General features: G+C 64.7%; 15 protein-coding genes, 2 tRNA genes and 13 pseudogenes. 23 read left to right on the top strand and 7 right to left on the bottom strand.

Translation table 11 applies throughout. The features are described 5' to 3' along the window. Positions 1-27: 27 nt before the first annotated feature. Positions 28-2,057 (bottom strand): annotated as a pseudogene (locus tag AC0IX7_RS04965) (3-hydroxyacyl-CoA dehydrogenase NAD-binding domain-containing protein). A 114-nt stretch (positions 2,058-2,171) separates the two neighbouring features. Further along, entirely contained in the window at positions 2,172-3,392 is a 1,221-nt protein-coding gene (locus AC0IX7_RS04970) for a serine hydrolase domain-containing protein (RefSeq protein ID WP_471810745.1), read from the bottom strand. Positions 3,393-3,585: 193 nt separating this feature from the next. On the opposite strand from AC0IX7_RS04970, the pseudogene AC0IX7_RS04975 reads away from it, so the two are divergent. The 4 genes and pseudogenes from AC0IX7_RS04975 to AC0IX7_RS04990 all read left to right on the top strand — a co-directional run bounded on the left by AC0IX7_RS04975 (position 3,586) and on the right by AC0IX7_RS04990 (position 7,114). Then, positions 3,586-5,291: pseudogene (locus AC0IX7_RS04975) on the top strand (class I adenylate-forming enzyme family protein). A 372-nt stretch (positions 5,292-5,663) separates the two neighbouring features. Continuing rightward, positions 5,664-6,810, top strand: a pseudogene (locus AC0IX7_RS04980) (AI-2E family transporter). 53 nt (positions 6,811-6,863) lie between these two features. Then, positions 6,864-6,940, top strand: a tRNA-Asp gene (locus AC0IX7_RS04985). 97 nt (positions 6,941-7,037) lie between these two features. Then, positions 7,038-7,114 (top strand) — tRNA-Asp (locus AC0IX7_RS04990). A gap of 294 nt (positions 7,115-7,408) precedes the next feature. Here the strand turns inward: AC0IX7_RS04990 and AC0IX7_RS04995 are convergent. The 5 genes from AC0IX7_RS04995 to AC0IX7_RS05015 form a co-directional block, all read right to left on the bottom strand. Beyond that, positions 7,409-7,609 carry a DUF2842 domain-containing protein gene (locus tag AC0IX7_RS04995; RefSeq protein WP_471810746.1) on the bottom strand — a complete coding sequence of 67 codons (201 nt, stop codon included), beginning with the start codon at positions 7,607-7,609 and terminating at the stop codon, positions 7,409-7,411. Then, on the bottom strand, positions 7,606-7,896 hold the full coding sequence (locus tag AC0IX7_RS05000; protein ID WP_471810747.1) for a 5-formyltetrahydrofolate cyclo-ligase: 291 nt from the start codon (positions 7,894-7,896) through the stop codon (positions 7,606-7,608). The genes AC0IX7_RS04995 and AC0IX7_RS05000 overlap by 4 nt, the downstream gene beginning before the upstream one ends. Beyond that, positions 7,875-8,138: a 5-formyltetrahydrofolate cyclo-ligase gene (locus AC0IX7_RS05005; RefSeq protein ID WP_471810748.1), complete on the bottom strand. Its 264-nt coding sequence runs from the start codon at positions 8,136-8,138 to the stop codon at positions 7,875-7,877. Before AC0IX7_RS05005 ends, AC0IX7_RS05000 begins: the two co-directional genes overlap by 22 nt. Positions 8,139-8,338: 200 nt before the next feature. Beyond that, entirely contained in the window at positions 8,339-8,662 is a 324-nt protein-coding gene (locus AC0IX7_RS05010; RefSeq protein ID WP_471810749.1) for a cell division protein ZapA, read from the bottom strand. Positions 8,663-8,726: 64 nt separating this feature from the next. Next, entirely contained in the window at positions 8,727-8,921 is a 195-nt protein-coding gene (locus tag AC0IX7_RS05015; RefSeq protein WP_471810750.1) for a hypothetical protein, read from the bottom strand. 144 nt (positions 8,922-9,065) lie between these two features. Between AC0IX7_RS05015 and gap the strand changes: the two are divergent. From gap to nuoG, 19 genes and pseudogenes are all read left to right on the top strand, one after another. Beyond that, positions 9,066-10,075, top strand: a pseudogene (gene gap / locus AC0IX7_RS05020) (type I glyceraldehyde-3-phosphate dehydrogenase). Positions 10,076-10,253: 178 nt separating this feature from the next. Beyond that, positions 10,254-10,663: pseudogene (locus tag AC0IX7_RS05025) on the top strand (MOSC domain-containing protein). Further along, positions 10,660-11,851, top strand: a pseudogene (locus tag AC0IX7_RS05030) (phosphoglycerate kinase). Before AC0IX7_RS05025 ends, AC0IX7_RS05030 begins: the two co-directional pseudogenes overlap by 4 nt. 48 nt (positions 11,852-11,899) lie before the next feature. Then, positions 11,900-12,130 (top strand): type II toxin-antitoxin system RelB family antitoxin, encoded by a 231-nt coding sequence (gene relB, locus AC0IX7_RS05035; RefSeq protein WP_187502342.1) that lies wholly within the window; start codon positions 11,900-11,902, stop codon positions 12,128-12,130. Then, positions 12,127-12,456: a type II toxin-antitoxin system PemK/MazF family toxin gene (locus tag AC0IX7_RS05040; RefSeq protein WP_471810751.1), complete on the top strand. Its 330-nt coding sequence runs from the start codon at positions 12,127-12,129 to the stop codon at positions 12,454-12,456. The genes relB and AC0IX7_RS05040 overlap by 4 nt, the downstream gene beginning before the upstream one ends. 14 nt (positions 12,457-12,470) lie before the next feature. After that, positions 12,471-13,390, top strand: a pseudogene (locus AC0IX7_RS05045) (class I fructose-bisphosphate aldolase). Between the two features lie 74 nt (positions 13,391-13,464). Continuing rightward, positions 13,465-14,154 (top strand): thiamine phosphate synthase, encoded by a 690-nt coding sequence (gene thiE, locus AC0IX7_RS05050; protein ID WP_471810752.1) that lies wholly within the window; start codon positions 13,465-13,467, stop codon positions 14,152-14,154. A 195-nt stretch (positions 14,155-14,349) separates the two neighbouring features. Next, a pseudogene (locus tag AC0IX7_RS05055) lies at positions 14,350-15,359 on the top strand (L,D-transpeptidase family protein). Positions 15,360-15,629: 270 nt separating this feature from the next. After that, positions 15,630-15,872 (top strand): annotated as a pseudogene (locus AC0IX7_RS05060) (M23 family metallopeptidase); the annotation flags it as partial. Between the two features lie 180 nt (positions 15,873-16,052). After that, complete coding sequence (gene efp, locus AC0IX7_RS05065; RefSeq protein ID WP_254687355.1) at positions 16,053-16,616, top strand: elongation factor P; 564 nt, start codon at positions 16,053-16,055, stop codon at positions 16,614-16,616. Next, positions 16,579-17,537: pseudogene (locus tag AC0IX7_RS05070) on the top strand (inositol monophosphatase family protein). The gene efp and the pseudogene AC0IX7_RS05070 overlap by 38 nt, the downstream one beginning before the upstream one ends. A gap of 453 nt (positions 17,538-17,990) precedes the next feature. Then, a complete protein-coding gene (locus AC0IX7_RS05075) occupies positions 17,991-18,365 on the top strand; it encodes an NADH-quinone oxidoreductase subunit A (RefSeq protein ID WP_121903273.1) in 375 nt (124 codons plus the stop codon). After that, positions 18,356-18,904, top strand: coding sequence for a NuoB/complex I 20 kDa subunit family protein (locus AC0IX7_RS05080; RefSeq protein WP_187504417.1), 549 nt, complete (start codon positions 18,356-18,358; stop codon positions 18,902-18,904). The genes AC0IX7_RS05075 and AC0IX7_RS05080 overlap by 10 nt, the downstream gene beginning before the upstream one ends. Further along, positions 18,901-19,749, top strand: coding sequence for an NADH-quinone oxidoreductase subunit C (locus AC0IX7_RS05085; RefSeq protein ID WP_471810753.1), 849 nt, complete (start codon positions 18,901-18,903; stop codon positions 19,747-19,749). Before AC0IX7_RS05080 ends, AC0IX7_RS05085 begins: the two co-directional genes overlap by 4 nt. Further along, on the top strand, positions 19,746-20,981 hold the full coding sequence (locus AC0IX7_RS05090) for an NADH-quinone oxidoreductase subunit D (RefSeq protein ID WP_471810754.1): 1,236 nt from the start codon (positions 19,746-19,748) through the stop codon (positions 20,979-20,981). The genes AC0IX7_RS05085 and AC0IX7_RS05090 overlap by 4 nt, the downstream gene beginning before the upstream one ends. Beyond that, entirely contained in the window at positions 20,978-21,220 is a 243-nt protein-coding gene (locus tag AC0IX7_RS05095) for a hypothetical protein (protein ID WP_471810755.1), read from the top strand. Before AC0IX7_RS05090 ends, AC0IX7_RS05095 begins: the two co-directional genes overlap by 4 nt. Next, positions 21,220-21,977: pseudogene (locus AC0IX7_RS05100) on the top strand (complex I 24 kDa subunit family protein). Before AC0IX7_RS05095 ends, AC0IX7_RS05100 begins: the two are co-directional and overlap by 1 nt. After that, positions 21,886-23,188, top strand: a pseudogene (gene nuoF, locus AC0IX7_RS05105) (NADH-quinone oxidoreductase subunit NuoF). The pseudogenes AC0IX7_RS05100 and nuoF overlap by 92 nt, the downstream one beginning before the upstream one ends. After that, positions 23,188-25,178 (top strand): annotated as a pseudogene (gene nuoG / locus AC0IX7_RS05110) (NADH-quinone oxidoreductase subunit NuoG). Before nuoF ends, nuoG begins: the two co-directional pseudogenes overlap by 1 nt. The last annotated feature ends 46 nt before the right edge of the window (positions 25,179-25,224 follow it).

Below are 25,224 nucleotides of genomic sequence, written 5' to 3' on the forward strand. Positions count from 1 at the left end.
CCACCGGCAAGAAACGACCGCGACCGGTCACTTCAGCCGACCGCCCGATGCCGCGGCATCCTTCAGCGACTTCGCCACCGAGAACCCGTATTTCTCGAGCCCCGCGACGACCTTCGGCAAGCCTTCCGACTGCGCCCAGAACATCGGCCCGCCGCGGTACACCGGCCAGCCATAGCCGTAGATCCAGACCACATCCACGTCCGACGCTCGTTGCGCCTTGCCCTCTTCGAGGATCAGCGCGCCCTCGTTCACCATCGTGTAGAGCGTCCGCACGACGATCTCCTCGTCGCTGATCTCGCGCGGCGTAACGCCTGACTTCTTGCGGAAATCGTCGATGATCTCGGCCACGCGCGGCGAGTTCGACGGCGTGCGCCTCTCGTCGTAATCGTAGAAGCCCGCCTTGGTCTTCTGGCCCCAGCGGTTTTCCGCCGCCAGCGCATCGCGGATGTTCTCGATCCGGCTCGCGTCGCGGTGCCAGCCGATGTCGACGCCCGCCAGATCGCTCATCTGGAACGGCCCCATCGGCATCCCGAACGCGACATGGACCTTATCGATCTGCTCGGGGCTCGCGCCTTCCAGCAGCAGCTTGGTCGCCTCGACCTGCCGGGGCATCAGCATGCGGTTGCCGATGAACCCGTAGGTGACGCCCGCCACCACGGCGACCTTCTTGATCTTCTTGGCGAGCGCCATGACCGTCGCGAGCACGTCGTCCGCAGTCTTGTCGCCGCGCACGACCTCCAGCAATTTCATCACGTTGGCGGGCGAGAAGAAGTGCATCCCGACCACGTCCTCGGGCCGCTTGGTGCACGCCGCGATCTCGTCGATGTTCAGGTACGAGGTGTTCGACGCGAGGATAGCGCCGGGCTTGGCGATCGCGTCGAGCTTGGTGAAGATATCCTTCTTCACCTCCATCGTCTCGTACACCGCCTCGATGATCAGGTCGCACTCGGCGAGGTCGGCGAAGTCGAGCGTCGGCTTCAGCGCGCCCATCGCCTGTTCGACCTGCTCGGGCTTGATCCGGCCCTTGGCCGCGGTCGCCTCGTAGTTCTTACGCACGACGCCGGTGCCGCGGTCGAGCGCGTCCTGCTGCATCTCGACGATGGTCACGGGGATGCCCGCGGACAGGAAGTTCATCGAGATGCCGCCGCCCATCGTGCCCGCACCGATCACGCCGACGCGCTTGATCTCGCGCAGCTTGGTGTCGGCGGGGACGTCGTCGATCTTGGCGGCCTGGCGCTCGGCGAAGAAGATGTGGCGCTGTGCGGCCGACTGCACGCCGGTCATCAGCTTCATGAATTCCTGGCGCTCGAAGGCGATGCCCTCTTCGAAGCTGGAACCGTCGGCGGCCTTCTCGACGCAGGCGATATTGGCGGCCGGCGCGTCGAAGTTACGGAAACGCCGCGCATTCTCCTTCTTGAACGCGGCGACGGCGTCCGGATCGGCCTGCGCGGTCTTCTCGGATGCACGGGCAGGGGACGCTTGGTCGCAATCTCGCTCGCGAACGCGACGGCGTCCGCTTCAAGCGAGTCTTCGCCTACGATCTTGTCGATCAGGCCGGCGTCGAGCGCCTTCTTGGCCGAAATCGGATCGCCCTTCGCGGTCATCTCCAGCGCGAGCTTCACGCCGGCGATGCGCGGGATACGCTGCGTGCCGCCGGCGCCGGGAAGTAGGCCGAGCTTCACTTCTGGGGTGCCGATCTTCGCCGAGGGGACGGCGACGCGGTAATGGCAGCCGAGCGTGACTTCGCAGCCGCCGCCGAGCGCGGTGCCGTGGATCGCGGCGACGACGGGCTTCGACGAGGCCTCGATCATGTCGACGACGGTCGGCAGGCCGGGCTCGACCATTTCCTTGCCGAACTCGGTGATGTCGGCGCCCGCGAAGAACGTGCGGCCGTCGCAGCGGATCACCATCGCGGTGACGCTGTCGTCCTTCACGCCTTCCTTGATCGCGGCTTCGAGGCCCTGGCGGACCGCTGCGCCGAGCGCGTTGACCGGCGGATTGTTCGAGATGATGACGAGGACGTCGTCATGGCGTTCTGTGCGGATCGGACTGGTCATTGGTTTCTCCTGTGCCGGCCCCGTCATCCCGGCGAATGCCGGGACCCAGAGCCAAAATCGTTGTGCGTGCGGCCCTGGGTCCCGGCGTTCGCCGGGATGACGGCCGTTTGGGGATCAGGTCATCGCGGCGTAGATCATCGTCTTCAGTTCGCGACGGATGGGATAGACACTGCTCGGCGAAAGCTGGGTCATGAACACCATCGACACGCGCTCGACCGGGTCGACGAAGAACGCGGTCGAGAACATCCCGCCCCAGTAGAATTCGCCTTTCGACCCCGGCACCATCGTCTTGGCGACGTCGTCGGTGATCGCGAAGCCGAGCCCGAACCCGGTGCCGGCGTTCGACGCCTCGCTGAACAGCGACTTCGACATCGTCGCGAGATCGGATTTTCCGGGCAGGTGGTTCTGCGTCATCAGGTCGAGCGTTTTCCGCCCGAGGATGCGCGCACCGTCAAGTTCGCCGCCATTGAGCAACATGGTGTTGAACCGGTGGTAATCGAGCGCGGTCGAGACGAGCCCGCCGCCACCGGACAGAAGTTTCGGCGCGCGGCTCCAGGCACTCTCGGCGCCGCGATCGTACATCACGCGGCCTTTACCGGCGACGAGCGTGTAGCAGTCGGTGAGGCGATCGAGCTTGCCCTTGGGAACCTGGAAGAACGTATCCTTCATCTTCAGCGGCGTGAAGATGCGGTCCTTGAAGAACTGGTCGAGCGGCAGGCCCGACACGCGCTGGACCACCGCGCCGAGCACGTCGGTCGCGACCGAGTAATTCCACGCGGTGCCGGGCGAAAATTCGAGCGGGATTTTGGCCAGTGCGCCGATGAAGCCGTCGAGGTCGTGGCCGCCATGCCAGCTCTCGATCTTGCCCTCGCGGTAGGCCGCATCGACGTTCGAGCGGTTCTGGAAACTGTAGGTCAGCCCCGAGGTGTGACGGAGAAGGTCGACCATCCGCATCGGCTCGGCGGTCGGCTTGGTCACGAACGGCACGCCGCCACCGCCGCCGTCATAGACGCCGATATCCTTGAACTCGGGCAGCACGTGATGGACCGGCGTATCGACCGCGACGAGGCCCTGCTCGACCAGCATCATGAACGCGACCGAGGTGATCGGCTTGGTCATCGACGCGATCCGGAACAGCGACGCTTCGTCGACCGCCTTGCCGCCCTCGCGTGCTGCGCCGACGTGCGAGAAATGGACGATCTCGCCGTCGCGCGCGATCAGCAATTGCGCGTTCGGGAGCTTGCCCGAATCGACATAGCGACATTGGATCAGCGTATCGATCGCCGCCAACCGGCCTGCATCGAAGCCATGCGCCGCGGGCTTGGCGATTTTCATGATTCGACCGTTCCCGCCATCACCCGCTCCATACCCCTAGTTCGAACTTGCTGCCTCTATTGCCTTGAGTGCGGCAGGAATCAACTATAACCTGTCTTCGAACAGGCGATAAGCCAAACCCGAAATTCAACTCTGGAGTCAACCGGTCTTGGCAAGCGAACCGATCATCGCACTCGATCCCTCCTGGCCGGCGATGTCGCTCGCCGATGCCGAGCGAATGCTGACCGCGCCCGGCGCGAAATTCGAGATGGAGACGATCACGATCGCGGGCATCGAAACACGGATCTGGAAGAATGCGCCACCGTCGCTGCGGTGGCTGGCCGAGCGGCGCGCGCGCATGGCGAGCGGGTGTTTACGGCGTATGAGGACGAGCGAGTCACCTACGAGGCGAACTTTCGTGCGATCGCCGTGCTTGCGCACCGGTTGCGCGAGATGGGGATCGGTCCCGGCGATCGCGTCGCGCTGGCGATGCGCAACCTCCCCGAATGGCCGGTCGCGTTCTTCGCCGGCGCAAGCATTGGCGCGATCATGGTGCCGCTCAACGCGTGGTGGACCGGTGCCGAGATGGAATACGGCCTCGCCGATTCGGGTGCGCGCGTGCTGATCACCGACGACGAGCGGCACCGCCGGCTGGAGGCGGCGTATGCGACGCTGCCGGAGCTGGAGCATGTGTTCGTCGCGCGCGCCGCGGAGCCGCTGACCGGGATCGTCACGCGGCTGGAGGACGTGATCGGCACGCCGCACGACTGGGCCGCGTTGCCCGATGTCGGCCTGCCGGAGGCGACGATCGCGCCCGATGACGATGCGACGATCTTTTACACCAGCGGCACCACCGGCGCGCCGAAGGGGGCGCTCGGCACGCACCGCAACATGATGTCGAACATCCTGTCGGGCGGCTATTCGTCGGCGCGCTCGTTCCTGCGCCGCGGCGAGGTACCGCCCGAGCCGACCCCGCGTGTGACGCTGACCGTGATCCCGCTGTTCCACGTCACGGCGTGTTCGGCGGGCATGATGGGCGTGATCGCGACCGGCAGCACGATGATCTTCATGCGCAAATGGGACACGATCCGGGCGATGGAGATCATCGAGCGCGAGAAGGTCAACGTCACCGGCGGCGTGCCGACGATCGCGTGGCAGCTGCTGGAGCATCCCGATCGCGCGAAATACGATCTCTCGTCGCTCGAATCGATCGCCTATGGCGGCGCGCCCGCCGCGCCCGAGCTGGTGAAGCGCATCCATGCCGAGTTCGGCGCGATGCCCGGCAATGGCTGGGGCATGACCGAGACGATGGCGACCGTCACGCATCACGGGGCTGAGGATTATCTCAACCGACCGACCAGCGCGGGGCCACCGGTCGCCGCCGCCGACCTGAAGATCATGGCGGACGACGGCGTGACCGAGATGCCTCTTGGCGAAGTCGGCGAACTCTGGGCGCGGGGGCCGATGATCGTGAAGGGATATTGGAACAAGCCCGACGCGACCGCCGCGACGTTCGTCGACGGCTGGGTGCGGACAGGCGACTTGGCGCGGCTCGACGAGGAGGGGTTCTGCTACATCGTCGACCGCGCCAAGGACATGATCATCCGCGGCGGCGAGAACATCTATTCGAGCGAGGTCGAGAACGTCCTCTACGCGCACCCTGCGGTGACCGACGCGGCACTGATCGGCATCCCGCACCGGATCCTCGGCGAGGAGCCGGCGGCGGTGGTGCACCTCGCGCCGGGCGCTGTGACGACCGAGGCGGAGTTGCAGGGCTGGGTCCGGCAGCATCTGGCGGCGTTCAAGACGCCGGTCGCGGTGCGGTTCGTGCATGAGACGCTGCCGCGGAATGCGAACGGGAAGATTTTGAAGAAGGACCTGCAGGTGCTGTTCGCGGATCGGGTCGGTGTGACGGCGTAGGGGGCCATACCTGATACTGCTCCGTCATCCTGACGAACGTCAGGACCCAGGGGTAACGGAGGGCAGCGATTTTGGCTCTGGGTCCTGACTTTCGTCAGGATGACGAAGAGCGGGCGTCTCGGGATCAAGGCATGATCAGACATAACGGGGTCTTTTCGAGGAATTCCATCACGCTGGCACCGCGCGCCGCTTGAATGCCGACCGCGATTACGGGATGGGGGTGGCAAAGGAATTGCCATGACGGACGCCATGACGGGCGAGGGACTTCGCCAGGAACCGGACCAGCCACAGGGCGAGGGCGGCGCCGTTGCGGAAGGTCCGCCGGCCGAGAGTGCGTTCGGGTTGCCGATTGCGGTCGGGGTCGAGGATGCGATGCGGATCGCGCAGCGTCGCGACCGGTTGCTCGCGGCGCTGACGCTGACCGCCGGGGTCGGGCTGATCCTCGCCATCCCGTTCGCGCTGAAATCCGGCGCCGAGTTCTTCCTGCCGCTCACCATCGCGCTCGTCATTTCCGTCGCGCTCGTGCCGGTGCTGGAATGGCTTGAGCGGCGCCATGTGCCGTCGCCGCTCGCCGCGATCCTGTGCATTCTCGTGTTCCTGATCGCCGCGAACATCGCGATCGCCGCGATCCTCGTGCCGGCGACCGATTTCTTCCGGCTGTTGCCGACCCGGCTTGATCGAATCCAGAGCAACCTCGCGCCGCTGCTCGATCTGTATTCGAGCCTCGAGAAATACGTGAACAAGACGCTGCGGCAGGTCGCGTCGACGCCGATCAAGCAGCCGGCGACCGCAGGCGTCGCCGCGCCGGGATCGATCCTCGAACTGGCGGCCACCTCGGCGCCGGCCGTCATCGTGCAGTTCCTGTTCGGGGTGCTGATCGTGTTCTTCTTCCTGTCCGGCTGGACGCGGATGCGGCGGCAGACGATCACCGGCCGGACCAGCTTCGATGGCGCGATGGCGACGGCCCGCGTAATTCAGGACATCGTCGACGACGTGTCGGCGTATCTCGGCACGATCACGCTGATCAACATCGTGTTGGGGATCGTCACCGGGGTGGCGCTGTGGTTCATCGGCATGCCCTATCCGGCGATGTGGGGCGGGATCGTCGCGCTGCTCAATTACATCCCGTATTTCGGGCCGGTGATCGGCGCGTTCCTGCTGGCGCTGGGTGGGCTCATGACGTTTTCCGACATCTGGATGGCGATGCGCCGCCGGCGCTGATGTACGGGTTGCATCTGGTCGAGGCGAACGCGATCACGCCGTTCGTCGTCGGCCACCGGCTTACGATCAGCCCATTGCTGATCCTGATCTCGCTGAGCTTCTGGGGATGGGTGTGGGGCACGTCGGGCGCATTGCTGGCGGTACCGCTGCTGATCATCATCCAGACGGTCGTGAAGGCCGCCGGAAGCCCGATATCGCGGGTTTCCTGTTCGAGCACGGCACCCTGGTGCAACCCAAGGCCGGGCGAAATCGCCGTCGCGGCGATCCGCCCGAGGCACAACGTGAAACTGGCGGATAATTTGGGTTGACGGTATCCGAACCCTCCCTAGTTGCCGCCTCCACGCTGTTTCAGCGGGTGTAGCTCAGTTGGTTAGAGCGCCGGCCTGTCACGCCGGAGGTCGCGGGTTCGAGTCCCGTCACTCGCGCCATCGTTTGCCCCGACCGGGTAGATGGTTCGAGATTGTGTTAAGGTTTTGACGAGCCTTCGCGGTGTTCTTCGGGACGCTAGGGTTCGTCAATGGGAATGCGGGTGTAGCTCAGTTGGTTAGAGCGCCGGCCTGTCACGCCGGAGGTCGCGGGTTCGAGTCCCGTCACTCGCGCCACCCTAGAGGGTGGCCGAGACCCTTTTAGATTTTGGATGCCGAGAGCATTCTGTCCTACCGCTTGGTCAGGACTATCTTCCCCCCCACACCGTTCGTGCTGAGTAGAGACCGAGTAGCTCCTTCAGGAGCGTATCGAGGGCTCGTATCGAAGCATGGGTTCCGCGCGCCAACCTGTCCTTCGATACGCCCCCTCGATACGCCGCTGCGCGGCTACTCGATGGCTACTCAGGACGAACGGTAGGGGCCGGGGGCAGCGGAGCGCAACGGCTCTGGGAGACGGCAGGCAGGGCTGCTTTACCGCCCGAGCTCCATCCAGCGCAGGACCGGCTTCAACGGTGCGATCCAAATCAGGCCGGTAAGCAGGTAGAACACCAACTGCCCCAGCCAGTGCCAGCTACCAACGATGTTCGACAGGCTGACGATGGCCACGCACCACACCAGGATCAGGAGCAAGATGCCGAGCATGCCGACGGGTTTGCGCCAGGTTGGCGTCATGGCGTGATCCATTCGAGTTCGGTGGCGATGGCGTGGAGCGGGACGTCCCACGGGTCTGGGGTCAGGGTATCAACCTGTTGCACCGACAGCGCAATGCCGACGCGCCAGGCGTTCGGGTGCGCGAGGAAGGCGCGGTCGTAATAGCCGGCGCCCTGGCCGATTCGGTTGCCGCCTCGATCGAAGCCGACGAGTGGCGTCAGGATGATGTCGGGTTCCAACTCTGCCGCGTCCTCGGCGGGCTGGTGCAGTCCGAACGGTCCGGCGATCAGCGCCGCCTCGGTTTCCACGACAGGAACCGCATCGGCAGCGACCGGCGGACCACATGGGGCAGGGCGATGACGCATCCGGCGTCGACCGCAGCGCGCGCAAATGGCGATGGATCGGCCTCGCCGCCGAACGGGACATAGGATGCGACCGTCAATCCGGGTTTCAACCACGCCAGAAACGCGGACGGCACGGGAATTTCGACGGGCGGGCGCGCTTCGCGGGCGGCGCGCAACGAGGCTCTCAGCTCGCTCTTGCCGGTCATGCGCAGGAAACCTCGCAATGGGGTGGGGTGGGGTGGCGGGCCCACCATGGCCGTGTGCCGGGTTATCCACTGACGCACGGTACGTCAGGTGGGGACCATATGCTTCGGACCAGGATCCTAACAGGGACAGCCCCCTATGGATGATGAATAGCCTCAGGGATAATAAAGGCTCGTACCGGGCAGAACCCGCCACCACCAATCTAGGCGCTCGGCCCACTTTGCTCAAGGGGGCTTAGCTCAAGGGCTTCCGCGAGGCCTTCGAGACGATCTGCGATCCGGGTCAACGCGATTTCGCTGACGGCCGAGCCTTCGGGTGGGCGGTGCGCGGCTTCGTCGAGGTCGTCCGCGAGCATCAGCGCCACGAACAGCATCGCGCGTTCGGCACTGAGGCCGCCGGCGGCGCGGTCCGCGATCGGCCAGCGTTCGGCAAGCATCGCACCGAGCAAACGAACGCGCGATTCCTCGCCATCGCGGCAGGCGACGGCGTGCGGGCGGCCGCCGATATCGAGCATGACTTGTGCCATCAGTTGGGGCTCCCGCGCGTGATGACGTCGTCGAGCGCTGCGACGGCTTCGGCCATCCGTGCTTTCAGCGCGGCGTGGCGTTTGGCGAGGAATCGCTGCTGCGGGCGCGAGCGGTGATCGCGGCTTCGATCCGCGCGATCGCGGCGTCGATCCGGTCGACCGCCGCCGTATCCGCCGCCCTGTCCTGTATCGCGTCGGCCCCGGTATCGGCCCTCTTATCGGTCGTCGTATCGGATATCGTGTCTGGAGTATCTGGCATGCCGTCGAGATAGCATGGCCGGGGTGTGCGACAAGCCGCTTTCGCCGCCCCGATCCGCGATCCACGGTGTTGACAGGGCGCCCCACCGCCCCGCAAAGGCTGCGCGCCCGGAACGGACTCGCGGGCGTTAGCGGAGATACGGCAATGACGGTCAAGGTTGCGATCAACGGTTTCGGGCGCATCGGCCGTCTCGTCGCCCGCGCGGTACTCGAACAGTCGAACGGCGCACTCGAACTCGTCGCGATCAACGATCTCGGCGATGCGAAGTCGAACGCCTGGCTGTTCAAGCGCGACAGCGTGCACGGCAAGTATCCGGGTGAGGTTTCGGCCGAAGGCAACGAGCTGGTCGTCGATGGCAAGCGCATCCGCGTCACTGCCGAGCGTGATCCGGCAAACCTGCCGCACGCCGAGCTGGGCGTCGACATCGTCCTCGAATGCACCGGCTTCTTCACCGACAAGGCGAGCTGCCAGAAGCATCTCGATGCCGGCGCGAAGAAGGTGCTGATCTCGGCACCGGGCAAGAACGTCGACCTGACCGTCGTCTACGGCGTCAATCACGACAAGCTGACCGCCGAGCACACGATCGTCTCGAACGCGTCGTGCACCACCAACTGCCTCGCGCCGGTCGCCAAGGTGCTCAACGATGCGATCGGTATCGAGCGCGGCCTGATGACGACGATCCATGCCTATACCAACGACCAGAAGATCCTCGACCAGATCCACCCGGACCTGCGTCGCGCACGTGCCGCGGCGATGTCGATGATCCCGACCACGACGGGGGCGCGCGTGCCGTCGCCGAAGTGCTGCCGGAGCTGAAGGGCAAGCTCGACGGCTCGGCGATCCGCGTGCCGGTGCCGGACGTTTCGCTGATCGACCTGACCTTCACCCCGTCGCGCGATACGACGCGTGAAGAGGTGAATGCGGTGCTGAAGGCGGCCTCCGAGAGCGGCCCGCTGGTCGGCGTGCTCGACTGGTCGGACGAGCCGCTCGTCTCGATCGATCTTCAGCATACCCCGGCGTCGTCGACGATCGACAGCCTGGAGACCGCGGTGATCGACGGCAAGCTGGTCCGTGTGGTCAGCTGGTACGACAATGAATGGGGCTTCTCGAACCGCATGGTCGATACGGCCACGGCGATGGCGAAGTTCATCTAAGCCTGCGAACCATGCACCCCCTCTTCCGTTCGCTTCGAGCGCAGTCGAGAAGTCGTCTTCCGTGACAGATAGTGTCTCGACTGCGCTCGACACGAACGGGGAGGGGGCGGTGGCTCAGGCTTTGAAGAAAGCCGGTACGATCGCCGGGATCGCCCGGCACCCCCGCGCGAAAGCCCCGATGGAGGTCATCGACCATGTCGAGATCACCATCGAGGCCGGCCTGCACGGCGACTTCCGTGGTTATGTGAAGCCCGGCGGCAAGGGCCGGCGCCAGGTCACGTTGCTGGAACGCGGTGACTGGGATGCAGCGATGGCCGAGGTCGGCCACGATATCCCCTGGTACCAGCGCCGCGCGAATCTGCTGGTCGACGGCTTCGACCTCCCCAGATACCCGGCACGCGGCTGCGCATTGGTGCCGACGTCGTGCTGGAGGTGACGCGCCACACCGATCCGTGCGAACGCATGGAAGCACTGGCGCCAGGATTGTTCGCCGCGCTGACGCCCGACTGGCGGGGCGGGGCGTGTAGCCGAGTTGTGATGGGCGGCAGAATCGCCGTCGGTGATGAGATCAGGATCGAAGAACCATGACCAAGCCATTCAAGACGCTCGACGATATGGGCGATGTCCAAGGCAAGCGCGTGCTCGTCCGCGAAGACCTGAACGTGCCCATGGCCGAGGGTCGCGTCACCGACGACACCCGCCTGCGCGCGACCGTCGCGACCGTCGGGGAACTCGCCGACAAGGGCGCGATCGTCCTCGTCCTCGCGCATTTCGGCCGTCCTAACGGCGTGCCGAGCCCGGAGTTCTCGCTGTCGCAGGTCGTGAAGCCGTACAGCGAAGTGCTCGGCCGCGAAGTTCGCTACATCGACTGGGAGGGCGCGGATGACGCCGTTGCCATGCTCGAACCCGGCGACATCGCGGTGCTGGAAAACACGCGCTTCTTCGGCGGTGAAGAGAAGAACGACCCGGCGGTGGTCCAGCGTTTCGCTCGCCTTGGCGACTTGTACGTCAACGACGCCTTCTCCGCCGCACATCGCGCGCATGCCTCGACCGAGGGGCTTGCCCACGTATTGCCCGCCTTTGCCGGCCGCGCGATGGAAGCCGAACTCGACGCGCTCCAGAAGGCCCTCGGCGAGCCGGAGCATCCGGTGGCCGCCGTCGTTGGTGGCGCGAAAGTGTCGTCGAAGCTCGACGTGCTGCGTCACCTCGTCACCAAGGTGGATCACCTGATCATCGGTGGCGGTATGGCCAACACCTTCCTCGCAGCGCGCGGCGTCGATGTCGGTAAAAGCCTGTGCGAGCATGAGCTTGCAAGCGTTTGCGAACAGATCATGGAAGCAGCGGACAAGGCCAACTGCACGGTCCACCTGCCGTACGACGTGGTGGTCGCGAAGGAGTTCAAGCCGAACCCCGCCACCCGCACCGTCAACGTCCACGAAGTCGCCGCCGACGAGATGATCCTCGACGTCGGCCCCGCCGCGGTCGAGATCGCTCGGCGATGTGCTGAAGAACTGCCGCACCTTGGTCTGGAACGGTCCGCTCGGCGCTTTCGAGACGGTGCCGTTCGACAAGGCAACCGTCGCCCTAGCGAAGACCGCGGCGGCATTGACCGAGGGCGGTTCGCTCGTCTCGGTCGCCGGTGGCGGCGATACGGTCGCGGCGCTCAACCACGCCGGCGTCGCGGACGCGTTTACCTTCGTCTCGACCGCAGGCGGCGCGTTCCTGGAATGGATGGAAGGCAAGACCCTCCCTGGGGTCGCCGCGCTCCACGGTTGAAATACGCGGGCATCTGAGCTATGTTTAACATGTTAAACGGAGACTCGGATGCTTGGCGTCAGGCTCGATAGCGAACTCGAAGAACGACTCGCGGCGGTTGCGCGCACCCAAGGGCGCAGCAAGAGCGATATCGCGCGCGAAGCCGTGCGTCGGTATGTCGAGCGGCACGACGAGGCGTTCCTGGCGGAGGCGAAGCGCCAGTCGCTCGCGGCGGCCGCGCAGGATCGACACGCGATCGACGAAGACTGGGACGTGATGATCGCGGCGTCCCCCGCATGAAACTCACGCGGGGCATGGTCGTAGTCGGAGCCGGAAAGGGGGACTCCTCCCGGACGCTGCGACCCTTTATCGTCGTGCAGTCAGACGTGTTCGCGGATCACGCGACGATATCCCTGTGCCCTTTGACGAGCGTCATCAGCGGCACAAACCTCTTCCGCGTGTCGCTCGAGGCATCGCCAGAGACCGGCCTCACTCGCGACACCGAAATCCAGGTCGACAAACTCGATACGCTCGACCGCAACGCGATCGTCAAAATCATCGGTACGATACCCATCACAACCATGACCCGGGTCGACGACGCGTTGCGCCGCTGGCTCGAACTCTAAGACAGGAATTCAGCATGACCTCGACGATCACTCCGCAAGTCAAAACCATTCTCGACAAATACGAAGCCACCAGCCCGGCGGTGAAGGCGAACCTCGCGCGCATCCTGATGCAGGGCAAGCTCGGCGGCACCGGCAAGCTGGTGATCCTGCCGGTCGACCAGGGTTTCGAGCATGGTCCGGCACGCAGCTTTCGGTAAACCCGGCCGCGTACGATCCGCATTACCACTACCAGCTCGCGATCGATGCGGGGCTCAGCGCCTATGCGGCGCCGCTCGGCATGCTCGAAGCGGGCGCCGATACGTTTGCGGGCCACATCCCGACGATCCTGAAGTGCAACAGCTCGAACAGCTGGGCGACCTCAATCGATCAGGCGGTGACCGCGACCGTGTCCGACGCGGTGCGGCTCGGGTCGGCGGCGATCGGCTTCACCATCTATCCGGGTGCGGATCAGTTCTTCGATCTCGTCGAGGAAATCCGCGAGCTGAGCGAAGAGGCCAAGTCGGTCGGCATCGCGACGGTGATCTGGTCGTACCCTCGCGGCGGCGAGCTGACCAAGGACGGTGAACTCGCGCTCGACGTCGGCGCCTATGCCGCGCACATGGCGGCGCTGCTCGGCGCGCACATCATCAAGACCAAGCTGCCGACAGCGCATATCGAGCAGAAAGAAGCCAAGCCACTCTACGCGAACACCGACTGGTCGAAGCAGTCGGACCGCGTGAAGCATGTCGTCCAGTCGAGCTTTGCCGGGCGTCGCATCAACGTCTTCTCGGGCGGCGCGTCGAAGGGCGAGGACGCGGTATTCCAGGACGCGCGCGATATTCGCGACGGCGGCGGCAACGGCTCGATCATCGGCCGCAACACCTTCCAGCGCCCCCGCGACGAAGCACTGGCGATGCTCGACCGGATCATCCGCATCTACAAGAACGAGGAATAAGTCGCGCACTGCCCGTTCGTCACCCTTGCCACGCGCCGGGGTGACGCGCGCGCATGGCAGGCTAGGGGCCGGACATGACCGAATTCGAAGATCCGCTGGGCTCGCTCGATCCCAATTTCGCCGAGAATTTCCGCCGCGACATGCGTCGGCCGCCGTGCCAGCTTTACCTGGTGTCGCCGCTGGATGTCGGCGGTGACTTTCCCGAGCGTCTGGCGCGGGCGCTCGACGCTGGGCCGGTGGCCGCGTTCCAGTTCCGGGTGAAGGATATCGACCAGCATGCGGCTGCTGCACTGGGCGAGCCGTTGCGTGCGATCTGTGCCGAGCGTGACGTTGCGTTCATCGTCAACGACGACATTGGGCTGGCCAAGCGCCTCGATGCGGACGGCGTGCATCTCGGCCAGGACGATGGCGATCCGCGCGAGGCGCGGGCGCAGCTCGGGCCCACTGCGCAGATCGGCGTCAGCTGCCACGGCAGCCGTCATCTGGCGATGGAAGCGGGCGAGGCGGGGGCCGACTACGTCGCGTTCGGCGCCTTCTATCCAACCACGACGAAGGTTGCGACGCATACCGCGGAGCCGGTGACCCTGTCGTGGTGGTCCACCTTGTTCGAAATTCCCTGCGTCGCGATTGGTGGCATCACGCCGGAGAACGCTGCGCCGCTCGTCGCGGCCGGTGCGGATTTCATCGCGGTATCGGGCGCCGTCTGGGGTGGCGACGAGGTCGCGGCGATAAAGGCGTTCGGCGAGGTTCTCGCCAAGCGCTGAGCCGACTAACGAAACACACCGCCCGTCATCCTGACGAAAGTCAGGACCCAGAGCCACGAAGGGCGGCGTTTGGAACTCTGGGTCCTGACTTTCGTCAGGATGACGGGAGTAGGTGAACGGGGTCGTTTCGTTCAACGGAAACAACCGTCGTCCCAACCGTTTGATGCAGAAGCGTAACGGTTTGGGATGACGGGCATGACGGCATTTGTGAAGGCTTCGGTTCTTGTAGCGGGTCTGTTCGGCTTGGCGTCGCCAGCGCTTGCGCAGACGTCCCCGGCAAAGTCCGTACCGATCGACCGCAGCATCCTCCACGTGCAGGTGATCCTCGATCATCTCGGTTTCGGGCCGGGCGTGCTCGACGGGCGTGGCGGACAGTCGCTGGTCGCTGCGTTGAAGGGGTTTCAGGAGGCTAAGGGCCTGCCGATCACCGGCAAGTCCGATGCCCGGACGTTGCAGGCGCTGTACCCGTATCGCGCCGCTCGGCCGACGGTGACGGTCGCGTTGACGCCGCAGATGCTTGCCGGCCCGTACATCAATCCGCTGCCGAAGGATCCGGCGAAGCAGGCCGAACTGCCGACGATCGGCTATCGCTCGGTCATGGAGAAGCTGGGTGAGATGTTCCACACCACGCCCGCGGTCATCATGGCGTTGAACTCGCCGACGACGATGCTGACGCCCGGCACGAAGGTCGTGTTCCCGAACGCGCTGCCGACGTCGCGCGACTATGATGCGAAATTCACCCCGAATGGCGGGCAACCCTCAACATGCTGAACGTCGATGCGAAGCAGCCGCAGGCGGATCATGTCGTCGTCGACAAGTCCGACGGCGTGCTCCGCGTGCTCGACGCGAACGACAAGCTGATCGCGCAGTTTTCCGCGACGATGGGGTCGAGCCACGATCCGCTGCCGCTCGGCACGTGGACGATCAAGGGCTCCGACTACAATCCGAAGTTCCACTTCAATCCCGCGCTGTTCTGGGATGCGAAGAAGGGGCAGCAGAAGGAGATGCTCCCGCCGGGGCCGAACGGTCCGGTCGGGGTCGTCTGGATGGATCTGTCCAAGGAGCATTACGGCATCCACGGTACGCCCAACCCCGAGACGATCGGGCGCGCGGAGAGCCATGGCTGCATTCGCCTGACCAACTGGGACGCGGCGCGGCTGTCGATGATGATCAAGCCGGGGACCAAGGCAGTTTTCCAGGCGTAAGGCGATGACGCGGACGTTCTGGATCATTCTCGGGCTGATCGTGGTCGTGATCGGCGGGTTCGCGTCGATGCTGTCGTTCGGCGGTAGCGGTGGCGCCATCGAGCGGCACGTGCCCTGGCGCAAGCCCGCGCCTCCTGCCGAGGTCGTTGCTGCCCCCGTGACGCCGGGCGTGCTCGCCGTCCCGGTGGCCGGCGTTCCTAGAAAGGCCATCGCGGACAGCTGGAACGATGCGCGGGGAGGGGGCTGCGTGGCCATCACGGGACGGACATCATGGCACCGGGCGGCACCCCGGTCGTCGCGGCGGCACCGGGCCGGATCGAGAAGCTGTTTCAGAGCGGGCTTGGCGGCATCACGCTGTACGTTCGCTCACCCGATCGACGCTGGACCTATTATTACGCGCATCTTGCTGGATATGCCGCGGGTATCCGCGAGGGCATGGCGGTCAAGACCGGCGAGGTACTCGGCTATGTCGGCGATACCGGCGATGCGGGGGCTGGCAATTACCACCTGCATTTCGGGCTGACCAAGATGCAGCCGGGCGAGCGCTGGTATCAGGGCGAGAACGTGAACCCGTACCCATGCTTGCCGGAACCCGGTCGCCCCGCTAAAGCCCGCCGCTTCGGGTTTCCGCAGAGCCACGCCTACGGGCCATGCTTCGCGGAGGGCCCTAGCTCTTTCCAGCAGGAATCGGTCATGAAGATCAACGCGGTCGAGATTCGTCCCGGCAACATTCTTGAATATGAGGGCGGCATCTGGCGCGCCGTCAAGATTCAGCACACCCAGCCCGGCAAGGGCGGCGCCTATATGCAGGTCGAACTCAAGAACCTGATCGACGGTCGCAAGAACAACATCCGCTTCCGTTCCGCCGAGAGCGTCGAGAAGGTCCGGCTCGATACCGTCGACTTCCAGTTCCTGTTCCGCGAAGGCGACATGCTCACCTTCATGGACAAGGTGAACTACGAGCAGATCTCGCTCGATGCCGACATCCTGGGCGACGCCGCGGCGTTCCTGCAGGACGGCATGGACGTGGTGATGGAGCTCTGGGAAGAGCGGCCGATCTCGGTCCAGTTGCCCGACACGATCGAGGCGCTGATCGTCGAAGCGGATGCCGTCGTGAAGGGACAGACCGCGTCGTCGTCGTACAAGCCCGCCGTGCTCGAGAACGGCGTCCGCGTCATGGTGCCGCCACATATCGGTGCGGGTACGCGGATCGTCGTCGATGTTTACGAGCAGACGTACGTGCGGCGCGCGGACTAGAATTCTCCTTCCGCTTGCGGGAGGGGTTAGGGAGGGCCTTCTTCCAGCTTCGCGTATTGGTTCAAGCCCTCCCCGACCCCTCCCGCAAGCGGGAGGAGAGGAGATTTCTAATGCCCAGCCATTCCGGCATCATGACCGTCATCGAGCGCGCCGCCCGCAAGGCCGCGCCGCGCTTGCGCCGCGACTTCAACGAGGTCCAGCAGCTCCAGGTGAGCCGCAAGGGCCGGCCGACTTCGTCAGCCAGGCCGATCAGCGCGCCGAGCAGACGATCTTCGAAGAACTCAGCCACGCCCGTCCCGATTGGGGCATGCTCATGGAGGAGCGCGGCGAAGTCGAGGGTGATCCCAACAAGCCGCGCTTCATCGTCGATCCCTTGGATGGCACGTCGAACTTCCTCCACGGCATCCGCATTTCTGCATCTCGATCGCGGTCGAGGAGCCGATGCCGAACGGCAAGCGCGAGGTTACGACCGCGCTCGTGTATCAGCCGCTGACCGACGAGAGCTTCTGGGCCGAGAAGGGCCGGGGGCATGGCTCACCGACCAGCGCCTGCGCGTGTCGTCGCGGCGCGATCTCGTCCGAATCGCTGATCGCCACGGGGATCCCGTTCCTCGGCCATGGCGACTTCGCGCAGTGGAGCCGGATCTTCGGCGCGGTCGCACCTGAGGTCGCCGGTATCCGTCGCCTCGGTGCTGCGGCCCTCGATCTGGCATGGCTCGCCGCCGGCCGGTTCGACGGCTTCTGGGAATCGAACCTGAAGCCCTGGGACGTTGCGGCGGGCATGCTGCTGGTGAAGGAAGCCGGCGGTTTCGTCACCGACTTCCGCGGTGGCGACCGCGCGATGGAGCGCAACGAGTTCCTGGCGGCGAACGACGCGCTGCACTCCCGCCTCCACAAGCTGGTCGCCGGCGCGCTGCGTTAAGACCGATGACCGATCCTCCCCCGCCAGGGGAGGTGGCAGGCGTTTGCCTGACGGAGGGGAGGAAAGGAAAACCTCTGCCCCGTGTCCTCCCCTCCGTCACCTTCGGCGACACCTCCCCTGGCGGGGGAGGATTGCAACGTTGGACGCGACCCAGCTCAATCCGTCATGGAGAGCTCGTTCCAGCATTCACCGTTCCGCATGCCCGCCGACCGTTGGTTTGCGGCACTGTAGACCCGGAGTAGACCCCGGAACCAGTCCGGGGTGACGGAGTGGGTTTGGTAACCTCGCGTCCACTCGCCGTGCGCCTCCACCTGCGCACGCGCGCTGAGTAACGCATGTTTCCCGCCACCCAGTCCCTCCTGTTGCGAGTGATTCTCACACCCTCCTAGCCTTGCCCCGAACCCCCCATCGGCCTAAAGCGGCCCCGTTCCGTTCGCACTTGCGAGAAGCAATTTGGTCGACCTGTCGCACTATCTTCCGATCCTCCTGTTCCTCGGGGTCGCCATCGCATTGTCGAGCACGTTCGTGTTCCTGCCGATGGCCGTCTCGCGCCTCACCGGATCGCATAAGCCTACGCCCGAGAAGCTAAGCGAATACGAGTGTGGCTTCCCCGCATTCGAGGATCCGCGCAGCCAGTTCGACGTACGCTTCTACCTGATCGCCATCCTCTTCATCATCTTCGATCTCGAGGCCGCGTTCCTGTATCCCTGGGCCGTCTCGGTCTTCACGCTCGGCTGGACCGCGTGGATTTCGATGATGATCTTTATCGGCGAATTGGCCCTTGGCCTCGTCTACGCATGGAAGAAGGGAGCACTCGATTGGGAGTAGAGCTTCAGCCCGCACTCGGTGCCTCCAGCTCGCTGGTGCCACCCGATCAGGGCTTTTTCGACGGATTGAACGGTGAGCTGACGGACAAGGGTTTCCTCGTCACGTCGACTGAGGAACTGTTCCAGTGGGCGCGTACCGGCTCGCTGTGGTGGATGACGTTCGGGCTCGCATGCTGCGCGGTCGAGATGATCCACGTCAACATGCCGCGCTACGATCTGGAGCGCTTCGGCGCCGCACCGCGCGCGAGCCCGCGCCAGTCGGACGTGATGATCGTCGCCGGCACGCTGTGCAACAAGATGGCCCCTGCGCTGCGCAAGGTCTACGACCAGATGTCGGAGCCGAAATACGTGATCTCGATGGGATCGTGTGCGAACGGCGGCGGCTATTATCACTACAGCTACAGCGTCGTGCGTGGTTGCGACCGGATCGTGCCCGTGGACATCTATGTTCCCGGGTGCCCGCCGACGGCTGAGGCGCTGCTGTACGGCATCATGCAGTTGCAGCGGAAGATCCGGCGGTCCGGGAGCATCGAACGTTGAGGGCTCCCGCACCAGCTTATACGTCCAACGATGGCGTGATCGACAGCGCTCGGGCGGCGCTCGGCGGCATGCTGCTCGACGCGGTCGACCATGTCGGCGAAGTCGCGCTGCACGTTCGTCGCGAAGACCTGTACGATGCGATGATCGCGCTGCGCGACACGCCGGGGCTTGCCTACCAACAGCTCATGGAGATCGCCGGCGTCGACTATCCGGATCGGCCTGAGCGGTTCGAAGTCGTCTATTGCATGCTGTCGCTGACGCGGAACCACCGCCTGCGCGTGCATGTCGCGACCGACGAGGAAAAGCCGGTGCCGTCGGTGACGGACATCTGGCCGGTCGCCGGCTGGCTCGAGCGCGAAGTGTACGACATGTACGGGGTGCTGTTCAGCGGCAATCCTGACCTGCGTCGCATCCTGACCGACTACGGTTTCCGCGGTCATCCGCAGCGCAAGGACTTCCCGCTGACCGGGTATGTCGAGCTGCGCTATTCGGAAGAGTCGAAGCGCGTCGTGTATGAGCCCGTTCAGCTTGCGCAGGATTTTCGCACGTTCGATTTCATGAGCCCGTGGGAAGGTGCCGAATACGTGCTTCCCGGCGACGAGAAGGGCGCGCTGCCCGAGGCCAAGGGCGCACCTACGCCACTCAAGGCTGATGCGATCGTCAAGGCCGATGCGGCGCAGAGCGCGACCAAGGCGCCGGACGCACCGAGCGAGTCCTATGCCAAGAAGGACGCGCAGGGGACGGCGCAAACCGGTTCGGGTGACGCCAATGCTGGCAACCAAAAGCAGGACAAGCCCGTGGAGTCGGATGTCATCCCGACCAAGGGTGGAGGACAGAACCAGTGAGTCTGTACGTAGAGGAGCTTCTCGGTGAAGCCGACGCGTCCGATCCCACGACCGGCGACGTCACGATCCAGAACTACACGATCAACTTCGGTCCGCAGCATCCGGCCGCGCATGGCGTGTTGCGTCTGGTCATGGAACTCGACGGCGAGATCGTCGAGCGCGTCGATCCGCATGTCGGCCTGCTTCACCGCGGCACAGAGAAGCTGATCGAGTACAAGACCTACACGCAGGCGCTGCCGTATTTCGATCGGCTCGATTATTGCTCGCCCTTGTGCATGGAGCATAGCTGGGTGCTTGCGGTCGAGAAGCTGCTCGATCTCGAAGTGCCCGAGCGCGCGCAGTATCTGCGGGTGTTCTTCGCCGAGCTGACGCGCATTTCGAACCACATGCTCAACCTCGGGTCGCACGTCATGGACGTAGGCGCGATGACGCCGAACCTGTGGCTGTTCGAAATCCGCGAAGACTGCATGAACTTCTTCGAGCGTGTCTCCGGCGCGCGCATGCATTCGAACTATTTCCGTCCGGGTGGCGTACATCAGGATGCACCGCTGAAGCTGCTTGCCGACATCGGCGACTGGCTCGATACGCGCCTGCCGCGTCTGTTCGAGGATGCGATCTCGCTCGTCGCGAACAACCGTATCTTCAAGCAGCGCAACGTCGACATCGCCGTGGTCAGCCGCGACGACGCGATCAAGTGGGGCTTTTCGGGCCCGATGATCCGTGGCTCGGGCATCGCCTGGGATCTGCGCAAGTCGCAGCCTTACGACGTGTACGCCAAGATGGACTTCGACGTGCCGGTCGGCACGCGCGGCGACTGCTATGACCGGTTCATGGTGCGCGTCGAGGAAGTGCGTCAGTCCGCGCGGATCATGAAGCAGTGCTTGGCCGAGATGCCCGAGGGGCCGATCGCGTCGCTCGACCGCAAGGTCGTGCCGCCTAAGCAGGGCGAGATGAAGCAGTCGATGGAAGCGCTGATCCATCACTTCAAGCTCTACACCGAGGGCTTTCACGTGCCTGCCGGCGACGTCTATGTCGCGACCGAAAGTCCGAAGGGCGAGTTCGGCGTGTATCTGGTCGCCGATGGTTCGAACAAGCCGTACCGCTGCAAGATCCGCCCGACCGCCTTCTCGCATCTGCAAGCCATGGACTTCATGGCGAAGGGCCACATGCTGGCGGATACGACCGCGATCCTCGGCGCGATGGATATCGTGTTCGGCGAGTGCGACCGATGACCACCGCACAGAACGGCGCAGTGACCAACGAACTGATCTATTCGGTTCTGCAGAAGATGCAGGGCGATATGTCCGAGATGAAATTCGACGTCCGCGATCTCAAGACGCGAATGACGATGGTCGAGGAGCATCTTGGCAGTTCGATCATCGCGATTTCCGGCGTCAATTCGCGGCTCGATCGGATGTCCGATCGGGTCGAACGGATCGAACGCCGCCTAGAACTTACGGATCACGGCTAATGGCTGAAGCACCAAAGATTCCCGACGAGGCCGAGACCCGCGCACGCTGGGGTTCGTTCGCGTGGACCGACGAGAACCAAGTGAAGGCGAACGAGATCCTCGGGCGCTATCCCAGGGTCGCGAGCAGTCCGCGTCGATCCCGTTGCTCGATCTGGCGCAGCGTCAGGTTGGGGCGGAAACGCAGACGCAGGGCTGGTTGCCGGTTCCGGTGATCGAGTTCGTCGCACGCCAGATCGGCGTGCCGTACATGCGCGTGTACGAGGTCGTGACCTTCTACACGATGTTCAATCTGGCGCCGGTCGGTCGTTTCCACGTTCAGGTTTGCGGTACGACGCCGTGCATGCTGCGCGGGTCGGACGACGTTCTCGCCGCGTGCAAGAACCGTGGTCTAGTCAAGGGCGGCACGACGCCGGATGGCATGTTCACGCTGACCGAGGTCGAGTGCCTGGGCACGTGCGCGAATGCGCCGATGGTGCAGATCAACGACGATAACTTCGAAGACCTCGATTACGACAAGACGACCGAGATCCTCGAAGCGCTGGCCAATGGCGGCACGCCAACGCCGGGGCCGCAGTTCGGCCGTCGCGCAAGCTGCCCCGAGGGCGGCCCGACCTCGCTGAAGGCGATGGTCGACGCGAACCACGATTACCGGGGGAGTGGGCCTGATGCTCGCCGACAAGGACCGCATCTTTACCAACGTCTACGGTTTCCAGCCGTGGAACGTCGACGCAGCGATCATGCGCGGCGATTGGGATAACACCAAGGACCTGATGGCACTCGGCCAGGACGCGATCATCGATGTGATGAAGGCGTCGGGCCTGCGTGGTCGCGGCGGCGCGGGTTTCCCGACCGGCACCAAATGGTCGTTCATGCCGAAGGAGCCGAAGCCCGACCGGCCGAACTTCCTCGTCATCAACGCCGATGAATCCGAGCCGGGCAGCTGCAAGGACCGCGAGATCATCCGCCACGATCCGCACAAGCTGATCGAGGGCGCGCTGATCGCCGGGTTCGCGATGCGCGCGCGCGCTGCGTATATTTACATCCGCGGCGAGTATATCCGCGAGGCGGAGACGTTGTTCGCGGCCGTCGCCGAGGCGTATGATCGCGGTTTCATCGGTAAGAATGCATGCGGGTCGGGCTACGACTTCGACGTGTTCGTCCACCGGGGTGCCGGCGCGTACATCTGCGGCGAAGAGACCGCGATGCTCGAAAGTCTCGAGGGCAAGAAGGGTCAGCCGCGGTTGAAGCCTCCGTTCCCGGCCGGCGCAGGGCTCTATGGCTGCCCGACGACGGTAAACAACGTCGAGATCGATCGCGGTCGCGCCGACGATCCTGCGGCGTGGCGCGGCATGGTTTTCCAGCTTCGGCGCGGAGAACAGCCGCGGTACCAAGCTGTTCCAGATCAGCGGCCATGTGAACAAGCCGTGCGTGGTCGAGGAGGAGATGAGCATCTCGTTCCGCGACCTGATCGAAACGCATTGCGGTGGCATCCGTGGTGGCTGGGACAATCTGCTCGCGGTGATCCCGGGCGGTTCGTCCGTGCCGCTCGTCCCCGCGGCGCAGATCATGGATTGCGCGATGGACTTCGACGGCCTGAAGGCGGTCGGTTCGGGCCTCGGCACCGCGGCGATCATCGTCATGGACAAGTCGACCGACATCGTCCGCGCGATCAGCCGTATCTCGTACTTCTACAAGCACGAGAGTTGCGGCCAGTGCACGCCGTGCCGCGAGGGCACCGGCTGGATGTGGCGCGTGATGGAGCGGATGCGCACCGGCGACGCCGAACTGTCCGAGATCGACATGCTCCAGCAGGTCACAAAGCAGGTCGAGGGTCACTCGATCTGCGCGCTCGGTGACGCCGCAGCCTGGCCGATCCAGGGCCTGATCAAGCATTTCCGCCCAGAGATGGAGCGCCGTATCCGCGAACGTGGTGGTGATACCGCGCCGATGATGGAAGCCGCAGAGTAATGCCCTTAGTCAAAGTCGATGGCGTAGAGATCGAGGTGCCGCAGGGTGCCACCGTGCTGCAGGCGTGCGAGCTTGCCGGCAAGGAGATCCGCGTTTCTGTTATCATGAGCGGCTCAGCATCGCCGGCAATTGCCGGATGTGCCTGGTCGAGGTGAAGCCTGGTCCGCCCAAGCCGCAGGCGTCGTGCGCGTTGCCGGCGGCGGACAAGCAGGAGATCTTCACCAACTCGCCGATGGTGAAGAATGCCCGCGAGGGCATCATGGAATTCCTGCTGATCAACCATCCGCTCGATTGCCCGATCTGCGATCAGGGCGGCGAGTGCGATCTGCAGGATCAGTCGGTTGCGTACGGCCGCGGCCATTCGCGCTACGACGAGAACAAGCGCGCGGTCACCGAGAAGTACATGGGCCCGATCGTCAAGACGGTCATGACCCGCTGCATTCAGTGCACGCGCTGCATCCGGTTCGCCGAGGAAGTGTCCGGCGTCGAGGAGATCGGTGCGATCTTCCGCGGCGAGGACATGCAGATCACCTCGTATCTCGAGAATGCGGTCAAGAGCGAGCTGTCGGGCAACGTCGTCGATCTGTGCCCGGTCGGTGCGCTGACGTCGAAGCCCTACGCGTTCGAGGCGCGTCCGTGGGAATTGCGCAAGACGCTGACGATCGACGTGATGGACGCGGTCGGCACCAACATCCGGCTCGACAGCCGTGGTCGCCAGGTGCTGCGCTGCGTGCCGCGGATCAACGAGGACGTGAACGAGGAGTGGGCGACCGACAAGACGCGCCACGCGATCGACGGTCTTGTCCGTCGTCGTCTCGATAAGCCCTATGTCCGCGTGAACGGCAAGCTTCAGCCCGCGACTTGGGACGAGGCTTTCGCTGCGATCAAGGCCGTGAACGCCGGGTCGAGCGTTGCGGCTGTCGCGGGTGATCTGGTCGATTGCGAGACGATGTACGCCGCCAAGGAGCTGCTCGCGAAGATGGGTTCGAGCCTGCTCGAAGGCCGTCAGACCGGCATGGATTACGACGCGACGAGCATCGCTGCGGTCAATTTCAACACGACGATTGCCGGCACCGAACGTGCGGACGCGATCCTGCTGGTGGGCACCAACCTGCGCTGGGAAGCGCCGCTGGTGAACACGCGGGTGCGGAAAGCGATCAAGAAGGGTGCGAAGGTCTTTGCGATCGGGCCGGAGACGGACCTGACCTACAAGGTCGAGTGGCTCGGCGACGATCTCGCACTGCTCGGCAACCTGCCCGAGGCGGTTACCGAGGCGTTCGGCGAGGCTGAGCGTCCGATGGTGATCGTCGGTGGCGGCGCGCTGAAGGGGGCACGCGGCTGCGCTCAAGCTCGTCGACACGCTGGGTCTCGTGAAGGACGGCTGGAACGGCTTCAACGTCGTCCACATGGCGGCTTCGCGGATGGGCGGGTTGATGCTCGGCTATGCGCAGAAGGGCGGCATCGCCGACGTGATGGGGGCGAAGCTCGGCTTCTTCCTCGGCGCGGACGAGGTCGATTTCTCCCAGTTCGCTGGCTTCAAGGTGTTCGTGGGCCATCACGGCGACAAGGGCGCGGCGGCTGCCGACGTCATCCTGCCGGGTGTAACCTATGCCGAGAAATCGGGCACGTGGGTCAATCTCGAAGGGCGTGTCCAGCGCGGCGAGCGTGCGGTGTTCGCACCCGGCGATGCGCGTGACGACTGGTCGATCTTCCGCGCGCTGTCCGACACGCTCGGCCACACGCTGCCGTTCGACAGCTTCGAGGGGCTCCGCGAGGAAATGTACGCCGCCGTGCCTGCGCTGCGTCATCAGGCGCTCGCGACGTTCGAGTGGAACCCGCCTTCGCTTCAGGGTGAAGGGCAGGGCGTTCTCGCCGGCTATCCGATCAAGGACTTCTATCTGACAAACGCGATCTGCCGTGCGTCGCCGACGATGCAGCGCTGCTCGGCCGAACTTCTCCACGGGAAGATTACGCGGAGGCAGCCGAATGATCTCCTGGTTCGAGATCCTCGCTCGGTTACGACTGGGCGTTCTTCC

The organism is Sphingomonas sp. AC411 (genome assembly GCF_979253035.1).